The organism is Mobilisporobacter senegalensis, assembly GCF_003752155.1.
Taxonomy (GTDB): Bacteria; Bacillota; Clostridia; order Lachnospirales; family Lachnospiraceae; genus Mobilisporobacter; species Mobilisporobacter senegalensis.
In genome coordinates, this window is the sequence record NZ_RJVG01000001.1 from 386471 (window position 1) to 402845 (window position 16375).

19 protein-coding genes are annotated in these 16375 nt (G+C 32.7%); all 19 read right to left on the reverse strand.

Translation table 11 applies throughout. The features are described 5' to 3' along the window. Positions 1 to 43: 43 nt before the first annotated feature. Positions 44 to 490 (reverse strand): hypothetical protein, encoded by a 447-nt coding sequence (locus EDD66_RS01750; RefSeq protein WP_123607823.1) that lies wholly within the window; start codon positions 488 to 490, stop codon positions 44 to 46. A 12-nt stretch (positions 491 to 502) separates the two neighbouring features. After that, positions 503 to 958 carry a hypothetical protein gene (locus EDD66_RS01755; protein ID WP_123607824.1) on the reverse strand — a complete coding sequence of 152 codons (456 nt, stop codon included), beginning with the start codon at positions 956 to 958 and terminating at the stop codon, positions 503 to 505. An 11-nt stretch (positions 959 to 969) separates the two neighbouring features. Beyond that, complete coding sequence (locus tag EDD66_RS01760) at positions 970 to 1326, reverse strand: hypothetical protein (protein WP_148053915.1); 357 nt, start codon at positions 1324 to 1326, stop codon at positions 970 to 972. Between the two features lie 56 nt (positions 1327 to 1382). Further along, positions 1383 to 1835, reverse strand: a complete 453-nt coding sequence (locus EDD66_RS01765) for a hypothetical protein (protein ID WP_123607826.1) — start codon at positions 1833 to 1835, stop codon at positions 1383 to 1385. After that, positions 1832 to 2362 (reverse strand): hypothetical protein, encoded by a 531-nt coding sequence (locus EDD66_RS01770; RefSeq protein ID WP_123607827.1) that lies wholly within the window; start codon positions 2360 to 2362, stop codon positions 1832 to 1834. Before EDD66_RS01770 ends, EDD66_RS01765 begins: the two co-directional genes overlap by 4 nt. Before the next feature lie 91 nt (positions 2363 to 2453). Further along, a complete protein-coding gene (locus tag EDD66_RS01775) occupies positions 2454 to 3110 on the reverse strand; it encodes a hypothetical protein (RefSeq protein WP_123607828.1) in 657 nt (218 codons plus the stop codon). 116 nt (positions 3111 to 3226) lie between these two features. Next, positions 3227 to 5242, reverse strand: a complete 2016-nt coding sequence (locus EDD66_RS01780; RefSeq protein ID WP_123607829.1) for a hypothetical protein — start codon at positions 5240 to 5242, stop codon at positions 3227 to 3229. Positions 5243 to 5244: 2 nt separating this feature from the next. After that, positions 5245 to 7275, reverse strand: a complete 2031-nt coding sequence (locus EDD66_RS01785) for an ATPase, T2SS/T4P/T4SS family (protein WP_170164207.1) — start codon at positions 7273 to 7275, stop codon at positions 5245 to 5247. Beyond that, positions 7268 to 8092: a hypothetical protein gene (locus EDD66_RS01790; protein ID WP_123607831.1), complete on the reverse strand. Its 825-nt coding sequence runs from the start codon at positions 8090 to 8092 to the stop codon at positions 7268 to 7270. Before EDD66_RS01790 ends, EDD66_RS01785 begins: the two co-directional genes overlap by 8 nt. 17 nt (positions 8093 to 8109) lie before the next feature. Next, complete coding sequence (locus tag EDD66_RS01795) at positions 8110 to 8697, reverse strand: hypothetical protein (protein ID WP_123607832.1); 588 nt, start codon at positions 8695 to 8697, stop codon at positions 8110 to 8112. 16 nt (positions 8698 to 8713) lie between these two features. Further along, positions 8714 to 9655, reverse strand: a complete 942-nt coding sequence (locus EDD66_RS01800; protein ID WP_123607833.1) for a CpaB family protein — start codon at positions 9653 to 9655, stop codon at positions 8714 to 8716. Between the two features lie 12 nt (positions 9656 to 9667). Continuing rightward, positions 9668 to 10276: a hypothetical protein gene (locus EDD66_RS01805; protein WP_148053916.1), complete on the reverse strand. Its 609-nt coding sequence runs from the start codon at positions 10274 to 10276 to the stop codon at positions 9668 to 9670. A gap of 10 nt (positions 10277 to 10286) precedes the next feature. After that, positions 10287 to 11435 (reverse strand): M23 family metallopeptidase, encoded by a 1149-nt coding sequence (locus tag EDD66_RS01810; protein ID WP_123607835.1) that lies wholly within the window; start codon positions 11433 to 11435, stop codon positions 10287 to 10289. 344 nt (positions 11436 to 11779) lie between these two features. Continuing rightward, a complete protein-coding gene (locus tag EDD66_RS01815) occupies positions 11780 to 11980 on the reverse strand; it encodes a hypothetical protein (protein ID WP_123607836.1) in 201 nt (66 codons plus the stop codon). A gap of 17 nt (positions 11981 to 11997) precedes the next feature. Then, the gene (locus EDD66_RS01820) at positions 11998 to 13515 is read right to left on the reverse strand and encodes a hypothetical protein (RefSeq protein ID WP_123607837.1); all 1518 of its coding nucleotides are present in this window, start codon (positions 13513 to 13515) and stop codon (positions 11998 to 12000) included. Positions 13516 to 13543: 28 nt separating this feature from the next. Beyond that, positions 13544 to 14110 carry a hypothetical protein gene (locus EDD66_RS01825; protein WP_123607838.1) on the reverse strand — a complete coding sequence of 189 codons (567 nt, stop codon included), beginning with the start codon at positions 14108 to 14110 and terminating at the stop codon, positions 13544 to 13546. A 100-nt stretch (positions 14111 to 14210) separates the two neighbouring features. Beyond that, positions 14211 to 14501, reverse strand: a complete 291-nt coding sequence (locus tag EDD66_RS01830) for a WXG100 family type VII secretion target (RefSeq protein WP_170164208.1) — start codon at positions 14499 to 14501, stop codon at positions 14211 to 14213. Positions 14502 to 14789: 288 nt separating this feature from the next. After that, positions 14790 to 15338, reverse strand: coding sequence for a hypothetical protein (locus EDD66_RS01835; RefSeq protein WP_123607840.1), 549 nt, complete (start codon positions 15336 to 15338; stop codon positions 14790 to 14792). A gap of 373 nt (positions 15339 to 15711) precedes the next feature. Next, the gene (locus EDD66_RS01840) at positions 15712 to 16185 is read right to left on the reverse strand and encodes an SMI1/KNR4 family protein (RefSeq protein WP_123608054.1); all 474 of its coding nucleotides are present in this window, start codon (positions 16183 to 16185) and stop codon (positions 15712 to 15714) included. Between the last annotated feature and the right edge of the window lie 190 nt (positions 16186 to 16375).

Consider the following 16375-nt stretch of genomic DNA (forward strand, 5'->3'; position numbering starts at 1 on the left):
ATTCGTTGAGTGGTATCTTGTACCACCTTTCCTCCTCTCTCAGTTAACGTACTACTGCCGCCATTTCCAAATGGTATAATCCCTCATTTACTCTCAAAAAAGAAGATAGTATTCTCCGATAATTGGAGGCTGATATCTCTTTCAATGTAACTTGTACTACATCTCTTTGATTCAGTGAATAGATATCGTCAGCAGCAATATACGTAGTTTTCGCCTTTCCTTCCGGTGTAATTACAGTTGTTCTCACCAGCCGCTTTACAGTTGGTTTTATGACCATACCATAGGAAGAAACTTCTAAGTAGAATTCTGTTAAGTCATCCTCTGTAATTTCTCCCTTATCTGTCACCTTATCTAAAAATTGATTTACTTCATTGAGTAATAATCTTCTATTCTCCATTTCTGAAATAGAATAACTATATAGTAAAGGTGCTATGACCAACATGATAAATGCTAACACTAAACTTATTACCCGTGATAGAAAACCTGACATATTCTACTCTCCCTAATCTATTTTATTCATAGTATAATATTCATCCTTTAGAGTTCCATCTCCATTTGTCTGGAATTTATAATTTAGTGAATATCTAGCATTATCAGGCTGGTTTCTTACCATAAGCCAGACATTCTGCCCACACTCAAATGCATATTCTTTATATGTAAATGGTATATCAACATCTAGTCCATTTATAATTATTTTCCTTGGATTTGGCATGTTCTCATCCTGGATTTGAGACACCAGTACTACTTCTAACTTTGATAATGTTCCATCATAAGTACCGTATTCATTGATTAAAAATCCTTTATTCTTTCCTGTGTTCTTATCGTCCATATAAGAATAATTATTCTCTAATACTTTTCGATAATCTTTATACAAATTAGCCAGACTGGTAGACGTAATAAGTCCAATAATAATAGTAACCAATGCTATATCCAACAGCTCTAATGCTTGTCTGTTCATTCCACTCCTCCCTATGCCGGTCTAATCACAATATCATACAATCCATAGGAATTGTTATATTCCACCGAAATCTTTACATACCCTTTTAAATGAGAATGAATACATAAATCTTTATCTATAGTACGTATTTCTCCATTGGTATCACATACGTAACAAGTAATTTGGCGAATATCTTCACGATAATATTCAAAGAGAGAAAATGCAGTGGCAGAAGACATCACTGTTTCCATATTATTAAGTTCATCCAATGCTCCTGTCTGGGATGATATTTGAATATTGTCTATCTTATTTAATGATTCATTTCCAATGTCTTTTCCTAATAAAAATGAAAAAATTACATAGGTAATTAAAACTGATAAAAATACCATCGAAGCCCCTAACTTCATTAAATCTATTGATTCCCGCTGCAATTTTATACACCTCATTACTTTTCTGTTATGTAGTATTCTAAATAATTACCATTATCTATGATTTCAATTTCATATTCTTTATATATTTTATCTACAAAAATGTGATTTGTTAGGTAGTCCTGTGACCAAAGTTCATTCCCATCTTTCCCTAAGGAGGAATATATTCTTGCTTGCTCCTTCGTTATTTCAATGGTATCTCTATCTTTAAATTTTATATAATAATCATAAATTGCATTATATTTAAGAATGAATTCTACAACATCTGTTCCATAAATATGCTCACCGTATTCTAAGAAATATTTATCACTTTGGTCTTGTAATATCCCTGCCAATGTTTCCTGTTCTTCCTTATAAGCGAACATATTCCTGGCTGATATAGAGAAAAAGGTCAGTATAATACACAGCGCTCCAAATAAAGTGATCTCAAGAGCAGTCGTTATCAGATCATTTACTTCATTATCTCTCAAGGCGACATCACATCCTTATTATCAGTTATCCAAACCAGTGAAATACCTGTTACATTCCCAAGGGAACCATTCTGGAAGGAGGTTATTGAAGACGGAGATATACCATTGTATACTAAATATGGATGAAATTCTGCTTTTGAATCAATAAGATTTTGTAAATTCGATAATGAATATATATCCGGATTTGAAGCTACTGATGTAATATTTACCAATAAAGATGATCCATGTTCATCTGTTTTATTTATATAGATCTCAAAATCAGGATCATCATAATATTTTCTTATCAGTTCAATTACTTCATCACCATATATATGATTTACACAAGTACTGCCACTGCATTCACCCATATTATAAGCATAGAATTCACGGTACTGCCTGATATTATTTTCACTTGTTATCTGTGCATTCCTGGTCTCTGCATAACTGTTCCTTATAGAAAGCGCATATGTGACCATAACTAAAAATGCCCCGATCAATATATATTCTATTGCTAAATAAATCATTTCAATTGGACTTCGTTGATCCATGGTATACCTCACATATTACAGGATAAAATAGAAGTCAAAGAACCCTGTTTCCTGCCTATCTAATTATCCTGTCACCGGTTTTCCTATATTATTAGTAAGATGAAACCTGTACGAATACGATTCCTACAACCTGTCCGGTAGTATCTTTGATTAAGGTTGACTGATATCTGGCTCCTGTAGGAATATATTCTGCCATTCCTTGTTTTTTCATGTTGGAAACTTTATTGAAGAATTTAATACTGCCTGAATCAGCAGTAAAAAAACTACCTTTTGTAACATAATAACCATTTTCAGGGTCCAGTTCCTTCTTTTCCAAAATTGCATTATAATTAATACACCATAAATTTTTAGAGGTACCATCGCTTCCTTCTACTTGAGCTTGACCACCTGCATTATTCTTAATGATCATTTGTACATTTTCCCAATCACTATCGTCTACTGGTAAGCCATTCGCTATATCTCCATTATCAATCATCGCCCTTGTTGCAATTAAAATCGCACAGCCTTTTCCTTCAAAATTCTGATATGCAGATTTCACCTTTGTACCAAGGACTGTCTGTTGATCATAATCTGAATATTCCGACTGCTGAACAATCTCCAGCTGCTTTTGAACCTTATCTGAACCATCATTAGTGATTGCTTTACCTATGGTAAAGATACCAAGACCGATTACCAATACAAATCCAAATGCAAATAGCCCTGTCCCCAATTTACTTAACTCAATACTTTCTTCGCCCATTCCGGCCATATATAACATCTCCTTTTCTTACTGTAATTTTTTAATTACCCTCAATGTTGAAATTATTTACAAATTAATCATGCACTTAATTCATATATGTATGTCAATATATTTTTTCAAAATTTTTAAATACCCTGTAATGTTTTTATTCCATTCATCATTTCTGTAAATCCAAGATATAAAAGAGGGAACATGAACAATAACATAATTACCATAATAAATCCTACTTTTACCAACCCACCACACTTATTACGTTTTCGATCAATGATGTCACGAAGTACCACATCTCTTTCCCTGCATATATGTTCACGATCCATCTTTAGATCGCTGAATGCATCTGCTAAAGAAAGTTCATCAATGGTAAGTTTTAATTTATTAATGAATCTCTTGAAGTCAGGGATCGGAGTCTTCTCCTCCATATTTTCAAGAGCCTTTACAGGATCTGCAGCATAACTGTGATAACAATACTGAAACATTTCTTTATGTACTCTGGTCAGCTGGCTTAGATATTCAATGGCTTCCATGGTATCACAGTTCATACTCATTAATATGATCATTAACGTCTGAATCTGTAGGAATTCTTCCTCTTCTTCCTCTTTTAATTCCTTCATTCTCGTTCTTATTGACTGATCGGGCAATACCCATCCAATCATAGAAAATACAAATGATATAGGTATGAAATACCACCGGAAATACAAGCTTTTTAAAAATCGATACTTATCCTCAAGTCTTTTCATCTGATCTGAGATCTGAAGATCCGTTAGTTCTGGCATGGTAGATATAATCAGGGTTTTTAAATCTTCCTCCTCATATATGTAGCCTGTATCTCTGTTGGCTATATATTCATTATCCATTGCTAAAATATCTTCTTCCTCATATGCATTCATCTCATCGCTGGCTAACATACTGAGTGATTGGACATTATTTAATATAAAATTTCTTCCAATGGTAATGCTGCTGATAAAAGTGGTTATCAGAATAACAAATCCTAATAATGCATAGGTCAATTTTTCTAAATACAACTCTTCCACTGTTTTTTTAGAAAAAGCATTTCTTAATTTATTCTCTAACCGAAATCTTTTTCTATTTTTAGGACTGATATTTTTCATAAATTTAAATATCAGTTTATATCTAACCATCCGCTTAAATACTTCAATCCTGTCATCTGTTTTTAGGGAAACCGGGTTATTAATCCTTGACACTACTGTATAAGTAATTAAGGATACCAATATAATTGCAACATGGATTACATATCCTACCGGTCCTTTATAGATCAAAACAGTTCCCGGCATATTTTTTATTAGAAACATTTCAACCAGTTTAATGCAAGGGATTGGAATCAAACAGAGGTATTCGATCTTACCAAATTTTGTACGTTGATAATTAAGACGTTCCAGTTCCTGATTAATATCAGATGTCATAACTAACAGTGATTCTACAAATGCTGAATTACCATACTTGTCCACTTCATCTCCTGTATTATTAATGTGATAACATATTTGAGCCAGGGTCTGTATTGGACGAAAAGGTGTTATTTCATAAAATTCCTTTAACCTCAGCTCACCATTTGCTGATACCAGGACTCGATGTAATTCATCAAAAATATGTACCAGGCGGTTGCCGCATTCCACATTTTCAAGAGCCTCCACAACATTATTGCATCGCATGTATTCCAATCGCAATGACTCAACAGCATATTTTAATTGAAAATATACGATATAATTAATTCTGGAAATCCTCTTTTCGATCAATGTTGTAGGTATCATATAGGCAATGGCAGAACAAAGTAACACGCTGACAATATCATCAAAAAGCAACAATGCTGCAATAATCGTTCCCGTTGTTATTGTTGCAGTTAATGCTAAATATTTTGCAGACTTTACATATACCTCAAACTTAGTAAATACAGACATGATCTGAAGCTGTCTTTTCATTTTAAGTACATATTTTTTAAGTATGGGGGTTTTTCGGAACTCAAAATACAATTGATAAAAAAAATGGTCTAATTTAGAAGCATCTTTCTTGTGATTCCCTTTTTTGTTGTATAATAAGGTAAATACCCCAATGCACATCATTAACAAAGGAAGCACCATTAAAAGAATGGTAGTCGGTGTAATCTCTATATATTTCAAAAAATCCATGTTTACACCTCCGGTTCCGGCTCATCATAAAATTTACCAAATCCAAATTGTTCTCCAATAGTGTCATTCCCACTAAGAAATTTTACAGCCTGTTTAAAATCTTCTTCATCTGAATTTCTATGTACTTTCTTTTCTTCCTCTTTTGTGATGATATCATCCGTAATATCTACACCTAAGTATCCGTGCTCCCTGATACCTTTCCAATAATAATTAATAAATTTTTTAAATTCTTTACGTTCCTCACGGCCAAGAGTAGAAGAAATTTTTTCAATCATTGCATCACTCATACATTCTCCAGGCATATAAGTATCCGTTTCCGTATCATAAGTTAAAATATCCCTTGTTGTAAAAGACAAACGGTCTGTTTGTCTTACATAATATTCTTTCTGAATTAATGCAATACTTTCTTCTTTTTTATTCGGATCAAATTCTGGATACGGAATACCCTCCTCTAATTGAATAATCTCCGTAATACGTTTGATATAGCGTTTTCCATCTGCCGTAAAATCTAAGTGAATATTCATTTTCACTACATCTGTAACCTGGCGTTCTGCAGTAGTCATATTATCAAAACCACCTGCATTTACAAGTGAATTACGAAGTGTTAATACCAGATCTTTTGCCTGGTTTGCATGATGGGAAAATACAGTACAAAGGGAGCCTGTCATACCAAGCTGGATCATTCTGGCTGCAACCGGATCCGTTGCGACCTCACCAATAATTGTAATCGCACGATCTGCCTTTTTAAGGGCATCCTGGAGATCCTCAGCACTGACCGTATCTGTCTCTTGTACTGAAAAAATATTTCTGTCAGGATATAATTCTCTTAAATACATTTCCGGTGCCATCTCCAGTACACCTATGTTATATCTTGTATCAAAGTATGCAATAATCGCCTTCATTAATGTAGTTTTACCACTGCCCTGCCTTCCGGTAACAGCTGTGGTAACCAGACCTCTCATTAAAAATTCGATTAATTTGATACATACTTTTCCGTTGAATACACCTTTTTTATTTATTAATGATTCAGGTGTAACATTATCCAGTGTAAATTTACGGATGAATGTTGCCCAGTATTCACCTGCTGGCGGACGTATTGCAAGGATACGGGATTTATCATGCATTGTATTAACAATATAACCTCTCTTGACAGTTAAAGGTCCTGGGGAATTATATCGGATTAAGAGTTGAATGATACGCCGGATTTCATCTTCTGATCCAAAGTCTAAAAATTGCAGATGAATGTAGTTTCCTCCAAAATAGAGCCATAATGCATTTGTGGCTTCACTTATTGCACCATTCTTGTCAACTGTATTATTGCTCACTGCCTCCATTACAGAACCAGAACACCCAATATTAACACCGTTAATATTCATTTCGAGTATGGTATCAGCAATTCCAAATCCTTTAAATTGCTGATATAATAAAATAGTTAAAATGTCAAATTTCTCATCATCAGATAATATAATCTTTTCATCGAAATAACTTTGTTCTTCATTTTCCTTTGTTATGTAAAATGCAGGATCTCCCTTTTTGCATATACCAACTGCTTTTCTTTGTAAATGAAAACTATTTTTAGTGATCCATTTTGTCAAAGCATCTCTTCCATATATTTTTTTATAGCGATACATAATTATTTCGAACATAACGTTTGATGAAGGTTCACTATCATTATCAATCCCAATGATCTGCTCAACGCGCTCTAATGGCACATTATCAATAAGAAAACCCCGAATTATATCCTTTACCATGATTTTTGCACTATCAATTCCATAGGTAGAGTTCTTTAATGCTTCATTAAATTTTGCTTTTTGCATTTTATACTTTTTATATTCTTCATCACTGTTAACATCCTCATAATCTTCTTTCAAAAGGTCAACAATATGATTTTTTATTGCATTTAAAATCTCATCAAATGTAGTATATTCATCCTCGATTACCACCTGCTTTTTCCCTTTTGCATAAAAATATAAGGCAGCACATATAAAGAAGAGTGCAATGATACTTATTATAATTAAATTTGTATTATTCAAGCACAATTTCCTCCTTATTTTTTGAAGCAGTATGATAACGGGCAACTTGCTTTGCATGTTTAATACTTAGTATTCCATTTACCAAAGCTTTCACATCACTATCAATATCTACCACATGGTATTCCCTCTTTTGTATATTTTCATAAAGGAACTTCATTTTACCGTTGGCTGTACCATAAGTAATCCATGGATTATAAGAGAGTTTATACCATTTTGATACTTTTTTTATTCCAATACCTGCGGCAACCTGTTTTATATTACTTACAATATCACAGTATTTATTTACTACTACAATACTTGGTATATCTTCCATCCAATATAAAATCTGCTTTTTATTCTCATTAAATTCACTTAGTTCTGTACTGTTTTGAGTTAATATATATATAATACAGTCACATTCTTTTAATATTGCCTGATTAATTGTACTTTCCAGATCATTATCATCAATATCATAAATAATGTAATCATGAGGAAAATTAGAATTAATAAATGTAATTAAACTATTGAATTTATCACTGGACACTTCATTGGAATTTAAACTAAATAACTCAAATCTGTCTGTAATACTTTTGCAATAATTACCAATATCATTTTTTCGAATGCCGCCTTCTTTTATTAGGTCTAATAATTGAGTTGAATTACACGTTTGATTGTCTTTTTCATTCATATTAAAATATTGATATAATGAGTTTGATTTATTGGAGCCATGTGTCAGACATACTGTACGGTTCCTTGTAGAAAGCTCATATGCGATTAGTGATGCAATTACTGTATTACCACTTTTATGGGTATGAGGTGACATAACAGCTATATTCATTCCTTGTTATTCCTTTCTTACTTTATTGATGTTTCATATTTTTTTCTGGTCAGGAGTTTCATAAATTGAGGCTTGCTCATATTAAAGTATCCGCTGACTAATCTTGTGAGTAATTTGCATATGGCCATATCCTTTGTAATAATTAATTCTTTCACTTCTTCCGTCATAACCAGATATTTATAATATTCCGGCTTTAATATTAGTAGATTCTGAATATTTTTTAGATATGCAGAACTAAAGATGACCTCTATTTCATCTTCCCTTTCTTCTATAAATCTCCTTTTGGGTTTTACAAAAGAACGGTCATAACAGTTACATAGAATTGTTAACTCTGTTTTTTTCTCTAATGGAATTGGATCAGAAAATACATATAGAATATGCTTGTAATTTTCTTGGTTTGTTTCCAGATTCATTTTATCCAATGAATTACTTATCTGAATGTCTACACCGGATATGCTGCCTTCATCCCCATCTTTATGATACAAATTTCTAAAATTACCATCATCACTTACTAATAAAGTGGGGCCGTCTATAGAGCAAACACGCATTAAGGGTAATACTAAAATTCGTTTGTCCACTTTTCCAATAACAGAAAAATTCGCCATTTATAATTCACTTCCTTTACTCATTTGTGGTAGAATTATCACTTTCTGCTTGGGCAGCCTGTGCTGCTTGTGCTTCTCGTGCTGCCTGCTTTTCTTTTTCGCTTTGTAATCTTTCATATTCTTTTTGGGCGGAATCAAATTTTTCACTAATGGAAAGACGTCCAGAAGTTACTTTCTGAGAAATATCTACTTTGTCAGAATTTAATAATTGTTCTTCCAATTGTTCACGCAACGCCATTACCTTGCTATAATTACCGGTATTAATATTGGGATCCTTTAACATGGTTAATAAAACATCCAGATTAATTGGGTAATAAGTCGTTGCCGCTTGTTGTGTTCCTGCTTCAACATATTCTGCCCCATATATTTTTGTTGATGGAAATGTTGCAATATCCGTCTTCATAGATTCATAGCAATAAAAATCTCTCTGACCAACAATTAATTTCACTGTATCCCCATTAATCTCTGCCACCCGTTTATGGGATAGTGCGATATAATCTTGTCCCAAAGGAAAAGAGATACGTACATCTATATAATCACCTGCTTCAAGTCCGATCGGGATCTCATCAAATACCACATCCATGTAACGCATATCATCTTCAAGTTCATAATCAATAAACATATCATTTGTTAACTGTGTTCCTGCTTTTAGATCAATTTTATAATATTGGCCAATGATATGTTCTGCATCTGTAACTGCATTTTCACTCATTCCAAGTCCCGGCGCTTCAATCGCTTCTAATTCGATTTCACTGCATTCATTTCCGGCTTTTACATCTGTTACTGTACGATATACGATTGTCATTTCTCCCATTCGTGCTATTTCTGTTTCTAAGTTTGAAATTTCTTTGTCCTTTACGGCTAACTGCTTTTTATACATTTTTTGCATAGCTAATATCCCTATTATCGTTAACAGTACAATGACTGCAATGATTATGTATTTTCTTTTTACGTACATATATATCCCCCTTTATTTGAAATAACTTTCTGCACTTGGCATTGGTGCATCTTCATCCAGCTGAGCCATCAGCATCTTATCACTAAGGCAAAAGATCCGAAAGACATCACCGCCGGCATCCTGCAAGTAAACCTCTGCATACACAGATGTTAAGATTTTTCTGCGCATGGAGTACCCATGGTTTAATAAACTTGCTACATATCTTTCACTGGCTTTCAAATCTAATTCATATATAATTCCAGATATTTTACTTTCCGTAAGTTGTTCCTTAAAACTATACGTTTCAGGATATGTTTCAGGCGAAAAAGCAACAATTGGCTCAATCCCGCCACCTGCTACATCCCTCTCATATTTATTGTTTTTATATAAAAATGAAACGGAATCTAATATACTATGTTTTGTTTCCCATACGTTTCTATCCTTTCCATTATCATTCTCATAGTCTATGACCTGTTTCGTTATATAGGTAAAATCACTTTCTTCCATGATCTCACTCTCTTTTGGCTCATCTTTTGATAGAAAATAATCCACATTATAATAAATAATAAAAAATAGGATAAAGATAGCTGTTATTAATAATCCTTTCCTGATCCAATGTTTCTCCAGATGTTTTATTTTCAAGTTATCACCCCTATTCTGATCTGTCTTCTTCAATATAATCCACAATAGGAACATCCGGTTTTGTGTAGCCGTCTTCTAAATTAACTTTTGTTTTTCCTGTTTTTCCATCTTCTTTTACAGTGGAAGGATATGAAGTGCTCTTTTTGTCCTCTATTGTAATATCTTCAACATATTTTTTTATATTTGCAAAGTCGACTGTCTCAATACCCATACCGGGATTCGCCCCATACCACTCATCATAGATCTGCTTCCCTAAATCACCATACATTAGCAATGGATTAATGGAAACTGTATTTAATATTGTCTCAAAGTGAAGTGTCTCCCCATAAGCAAATCCTAATAATTCATATTGTTTCACTTTATCTCCTTTATTCACTACGACCTCAGATAGATATTCATAGATAGTAATCAATGAAGAACCATGTTTTATAGTAATGCGGTACTTACTTTTGCCTTTCTTCTCTATAGATTTTACTGTTCCGTTAAACTGGCTTATAATTTCAGCTTTAAACCCTTCCTGGGGACTACTTGCTACATAAATATCTATCCCTCTATTATTCATATATTTAATATCTGATGTTATAATTGCATTTTTTCCAAAAGCACGATACAGTTTATAACTGTCTTTTGTGGGAAAAACCAGTCCTTCTCCAACATCTCCAATATCAAATGTATCATCTTTTGAATTTAATACGGAAGCGGCATACTTATAAGCTTTCTCATCGTCTTGTTCTTTAAATCCTTCAATTATGTAACTGTCCGGTTCTTTTAATGCACCAAGTTCTTTGAGTGCAGTCAGGCTACTATTTAGTTTTTCAATAATTACTTCCTCTTTATCATTAGAAGAAAACCTCTTTTCTAATTCCTCTAAAGAATTATCTTTCTGAACGATTAATTTATTCAATGTATCTTCATAACCAAAATCGCCCATAGTTTCTAATAGATCAATGAGCTGTTTCTTATACCCCGTTTGCCGGTAACGATAAATAATAGTCTTTAGCTCACTTTGCAGATTTTCATCTGTTATTCTTTTATCTCCTATTATTTCTCTTAAATCATCGATAGTTGCAGCGGTCGATGTAATATTTGACATTAAAAAAATGATAATGATAAATACAGCACTGACAATTCTATTTATTTTCTTCAAAAAATTTAGCATCTTATACTCCTATCTTAATTTTTATTCATTCAATTCAACCTTTAATAGACTTTTTTCACCAATTCCTTACATGATTTAGTTTGCACTTAATTGGTATATTATTGTCAATACTATTTTCAAAAATAATTAAAAAACAGTAACGCACAAGGCATTACTGTTTTATTTGAAGATTTTTATGAATTTAACACTGACAGGAAAAAGCGAAGGTAACTCCAAGACTTTTCTCAGCCTATGAACTACCTCCGATACTGCGTTATACTCCGGGTGCGTGCCATTGTAATATGGCACTTTTGGTATCGTCAAGAGAACTATTACAAGTTTATTACATTTTACATGAATAAAAATTAGATTCTATCATTTAAATTTTTAATCATATATTCATAGACAGCATTTCCATCCTTCTGCTCTTGTAATTCCTTCGCTTCTCGTTCAGATAATTCTATTTTTTTCATTGTTGAAACCATTTCTCCACTATCATACTGCATAAAATACTTTTCACCTTGCTTTATGATAGTAATTCCAAAATTAGAATATATTTGCTGCATTTTGTTCTCCTTTACTTTTATTCAAATATTAGTTTGGATATAAATTCTTTTGGTAATGGTGAATTGATTGTCGCTTCTGGTATTCCCCCACCAGTACTTCCGCCTGGAATCCATTGATCATTTGCTCCCAACTCATTTCCACTTGGCATCCTCACCCCATGTGGTTCTGCTATATCTAATCTAACTGGGCTGTCCCCCAAAGTTCCCGATTCTAGACTCAGTAATTGTTCCAATTTTGAAACATCACCATTTGCTGCTTGAATAATTTCATCTGCTGCTGATTTTGGCATTACAAATGTTCCACCAGGAGGTCCTGCTTGTCCAGTTGGTATTGCTACACTAATTTTTGTAACTCCCTCAGAAAATAATTCTAAATGAGAATCTATGTACTCTTGGCTTAAATATGTTGCAGGATCTGAACGATATCCTTTATTCGTTAGTATAATATCATTTATCTTTTGCTGATCTAACCCTGCTTCTCTTAAGTCCGTCCACTGATTATATTTTATGGCATCTTCTGGAGGCATTAAATCAGCCCAACTTGTTGGTGTACTCTCTTTAATATTATTAATAGAGATATGACCAGGAATATCATCTGCTGATTTTGCCGTTATCTGGGCAGCATCATCAATAAGATCAGTTCCTCCATTCCCCAAAATCCTGCACTTTCCAGAGAAATTCTTAATACTCTTTAACACATCCATTCCATCTTTCGCAAAAAGTATAAGTCCTGCAGATGTTTCTAATACATCAAGTCCTGTTGCAAGATTATGAACAAATTTACTGTCACTGGTTTCTCTCATTTGTTCGGTAAAGGTATCTCTTCCTGCATATCTCATTGCCCATGCCGGATTTTCGTTCTGCATCGCATCATATGCTTTAGAATTATTATATATCGAGGTCAGTCCATTTGCAACTGTCACAGTTGTAGCTATAACGGTTGATATGGCTACAATGGCTCCTACTCCGGAAGCTATGGCAACCACTGCTCCTACTACTTCCAATGTGACTAATGCTACTGTCACTATATCATCTATGATATATTTCCCGCCTTCATATTTATACCAATCTTTAATATTCTCGATACCATCTGTGACTGCCACTTCTATGGTATTCCCGATTTCTTTCAGATATCTTCCTAATGCACTTCCATTACCGATTTCTGTACCTATATAGTTGAACCACTTTGTTACTATATTTTCTTTGATTCCATATGTATTTTTAAAATCTCCTGACAGAGATTCAATTGCGGCCCTTACATTATGATCGGCTGTGACACAATTGTTCTTAAAAATTTCAATATTCGCTGCCAAAGTTTCAAAATCTACTTGTTTCTGCCTTAGCTGTACTAACTTATCTCTCATTAGCTGGTCTGCCACGTCAATATTGCTTGTCCAGCTGCCGCTGTATTCTTTTAGTTTTTTACATATCTCTTCTTCAATTGCTCCTCCATATTCTTCTAGCAGGGCTGCAGCTTTTCTTGCATCTTTTGCAGCATCTTCCAAGTCATGATAGGCCACTACTAATGTACTCATATTTTGCCCCCTTTATATCATTATTCAACTAATTTAAATAATTAATTTCCTTCCCAGAATATCTTTTGAGCTTTTCTAAAAGTACTTCTTTATCTTTTTCTTCTATGTTCACATAATATGTATTGTTCTTCATATCCATATCTATCGAAGCGATTTCATCATATGAATCAGGCTTTTTATAGATGATTTTTCTCATCCGCCCATAAAAACGAAGACAAAGCAGTGGAATACTGTACTCCATTTTTTCTATTTCATTGTAGTTAATTTCAACGACTTCACTATGCAGCCCTTGCCCTCGATACATTTCAATGGAAGGTAATATCACTTTCATAAAATTATTATAAAATTCTATGTTCATATCAAATGGCCGGTACTTCGTGCGCTTAGTGTTAAAGTAAGCAATACTAATAAGTAAACATGGAATAATTAATCCTCTTAAGGATTTAATAGCACCTTCTTTATCCTCCATTAAAAGCTTAAATAAAATCAGCAATAAACAAAATGAAAATAAAATCCAAAATACTTTAACAAGTCCTCGCATCTTTAGTCTGCCCTGTACTAATATTTTTGTTGTTAATGAATATTTATCTAACATATTGTTTCTCCTTCTATTAGATTTTGATAAAACTGGCAGAATAACTTTTGAAGTCATTCTGCCAATTTTAAAATGATTTTAATAAGTACTATTACAGTTCTTATTGTTTAAATGCACCAGACAAATCGGAGTCTGTTTGACCAAAGGTATCCGCTGCCTGCACTACTTGAGTGCCAATTCCATTTACGATTAGTGGAAATTGTTTTAAAGTTTCCTTCAACTCATTATAAGCTTCTAGAAAAGCATCCTGAGCCAGACCATCCCATTCATTTACTACAGTGTTGATCGTAGTGTCCAGTGTTGTTACTTTTGTGTCAATTTCTTCTCCCATTTTTACAATGGATTCACCTTGAGTTTTCAGTTCCTCGGGCGTTACTTTAATACTTGCCATATTTATAATCCTCCTTAAATTATTTATGTATATAAACCCCATGGGTATATACCTGATTTGTTATATCCTTGTTATTATCAGCCCATATGTACATTAAGTTCTTCTGAACAATGTCTCATATAAATGTACATTTATCTAAAAAGAACGAATAATAACTTTACAATATTAGTGTGCACCTAATTAAGATATTAATGTCAATAGGAAAATTTAAAAACTTTTGAAAAAGACAAAAAACAGTTAGTAGATTTTAGTCTACTAACTGTTTAGGAACTTTGAATAAAAAATTATTTAATTAATCTCCTTACCAGAATATTTTTTCATCTTATCTAAAAGTACCTCTCTGTCTTTCGCTTCCATGTATATGTCATATGTACTTATCTTCACTTCTGAAATAATTTCATCAAAGTTATTTGGCTTAGCATATTCTATCTTTCGCATCGGTCCATAAATATGAAGGCAGAAGAGAGGAATATTATATTCCATTTGTTCTATGTCTGTGTAATTAATTTCCACCACTTCACAGTGCAATCCTCGTCCTGATTTTGTATCAATTGAAGGTATTATCATCTTCATAAAATTATCGTAAAATTCAATATCCATATTATAAGGTACATATTTCTCACGTTTCAAATTCCTATAAGCAATACTGATAAGTACGCATGGAACTATAATACCTCTTAATGATTTAATTACTCCTTCTATATCTTCCATGAGGAGTTTAAATAAAATTAACAATAAGATAAACACAAATAAAATCCAAAATACTTTTACCAGCCCTTGTTTCTTTAATTTGCCTTGTACTAATATTTTCGTTGTGAAAGAATAGCGATCTATCATCTTTTTCTCCTTTTAAGTATTTATTTGTATTATTTTACCATATTGTCTTGCAGTTATCTACTACTTTTAATCTGAACTTCTATCATGTGTGTTCTTTCCATTTATACTTCCTCTTTTTATTTTTATGAAATATATATTCTTATCTTGATATTAAAAACTGCAGAATAACTTACTAATCTCTTTTTATAAATCATTCTGCAAATTTTATTATGACTTTTTGTGTTACATAGATTTAGCTATTAAATTTTCCTAAGATTTCATCAATTATTGTGCCTCATTCTTCAATTAAAGCGTAAATCCCTGTATGAATTCCCTTTCATATACCTAAAACAAATCCGTTCCATATGGAGCATTTATAGCCGTTAATATTTATCTATTCTGTTAATATTTTCATAAAATTATCAAATGAATCTGCTATCCAATATGTTATTGGTTCAAATTCCCCCGATTCTTCATGATCCCATATACATACTGACGGATTTAATTTATTAACTCTAAAATCTAAGCATAAATAATCTCCAGTAAATAATTCTGCTATAGGTAATACTTCTATTCCGACCAGATCTTCATTGCTAGTAAGTCTTTCACCTATTTGTGATTCTATTACACTAATATCACACCACCCAAATTTTTCTTCTTTTACATTTTTTAAAACACATAAAAACCTAGTTATTGCATAACTTTTACTATTATAAATAAATGAATTTTGAATAGGAACTCCACCATTATAGTGTGAAATAAATTCCTTATAGCTGTCAGGTAAAGTTAATCTCCATTTTTTTTCTTTCTCAGTTAATAGCTCTATATCTGGCAATGGATAAATAATTGTTTCGCCTTTTATATTCATATAATTCAATCCTCCTGCTTTTATCTTGGCATCTACCCACATTCCCGTTGTTCTACCACCATTATATCACCTATTATAATTTTGTACCTTACTATTAAAAACAGCTAGTAGATTTTCACCTCTACCAGCTGTCACTTTTAACCATATCATATCTTATTCTTTAATTTATAGATTGAATAAACTCTTCCAC

Bases quoted from the DNA above. Each gene is read 5' to 3' on its own strand.
- EDD66_RS01790 (WP_123607831.1), bottom strand. From the start codon at position 8,092: ATGAATATAGCTGTTATGTCACCTCATACCCATAAAAGTGGTAATACA.
- EDD66_RS01820 (WP_123607837.1), bottom strand. From the start codon at position 13,515: ATGAGTACATTAGTAGTGGCCTATCATGACTTGGAAGATGCTGCAAAA.
- EDD66_RS01755 (WP_123607824.1), bottom strand. From the start codon at position 958: ATGAACAGACAAGCATTAGAGCTGTTGGATATAGCATTGGTTACTATT.
- EDD66_RS01775 (WP_123607828.1), bottom strand. From the start codon at position 3,110: ATGGCCGGAATGGGCGAAGAAAGTATTGAGTTAAGTAAATTGGGGACA.
- EDD66_RS01815 (WP_123607836.1), bottom strand. From the start codon at position 11,980: ATGCAGCAAATATATTCTAATTTTGGAATTACTATCATAAAGCAAGGT.
- EDD66_RS01830 (WP_170164208.1), bottom strand. From the start codon at position 14,501: ATGGCAAGTATTAAAGTAACGCCCGAGGAACTGAAAACTCAAGGTGAA.
- EDD66_RS01810 (WP_123607835.1), bottom strand. From the start codon at position 11,435: ATGCTAAATTTTTTGAAGAAAATAAATAGAATTGTCAGTGCTGTATTT.
- EDD66_RS01750 (WP_123607823.1), bottom strand. From the start codon at position 490: ATGTCAGGTTTTCTATCACGGGTAATAAGTTTAGTGTTAGCATTTATC.
- EDD66_RS01800 (WP_123607833.1), bottom strand. From the start codon at position 9,655: ATGTACGTAAAAAGAAAATACATAATCATTGCAGTCATTGTACTGTTA.
- EDD66_RS01795 (WP_123607832.1), bottom strand. From the start codon at position 8,697: ATGGCGAATTTTTCTGTTATTGGAAAAGTGGACAAACGAATTTTAGTA.
- EDD66_RS01840 (WP_123608054.1), bottom strand. From the start codon at position 16,185: ATGAATATAAAAGGCGAAACAATTATTTATCCATTGCCAGATATAGAG.
- EDD66_RS01760 (WP_148053915.1), bottom strand. From the start codon at position 1,326: ATGGTATTTTTATCAGTTTTAATTACCTATGTAATTTTTTCATTTTTA.
- EDD66_RS01835 (WP_123607840.1), bottom strand. From the start codon at position 15,338: ATGATAGATCGCTATTCTTTCACAACGAAAATATTAGTACAAGGCAAA.
- EDD66_RS01770 (WP_123607827.1), bottom strand. From the start codon at position 2,362: ATGGATCAACGAAGTCCAATTGAAATGATTTATTTAGCAATAGAATAT.
- EDD66_RS01780 (WP_123607829.1), bottom strand. From the start codon at position 5,242: ATGGATTTTTTGAAATATATAGAGATTACACCGACTACCATTCTTTTA.
- EDD66_RS01825 (WP_123607838.1), bottom strand. From the start codon at position 14,110: ATGTTAGATAAATATTCATTAACAACAAAAATATTAGTACAGGGCAGA.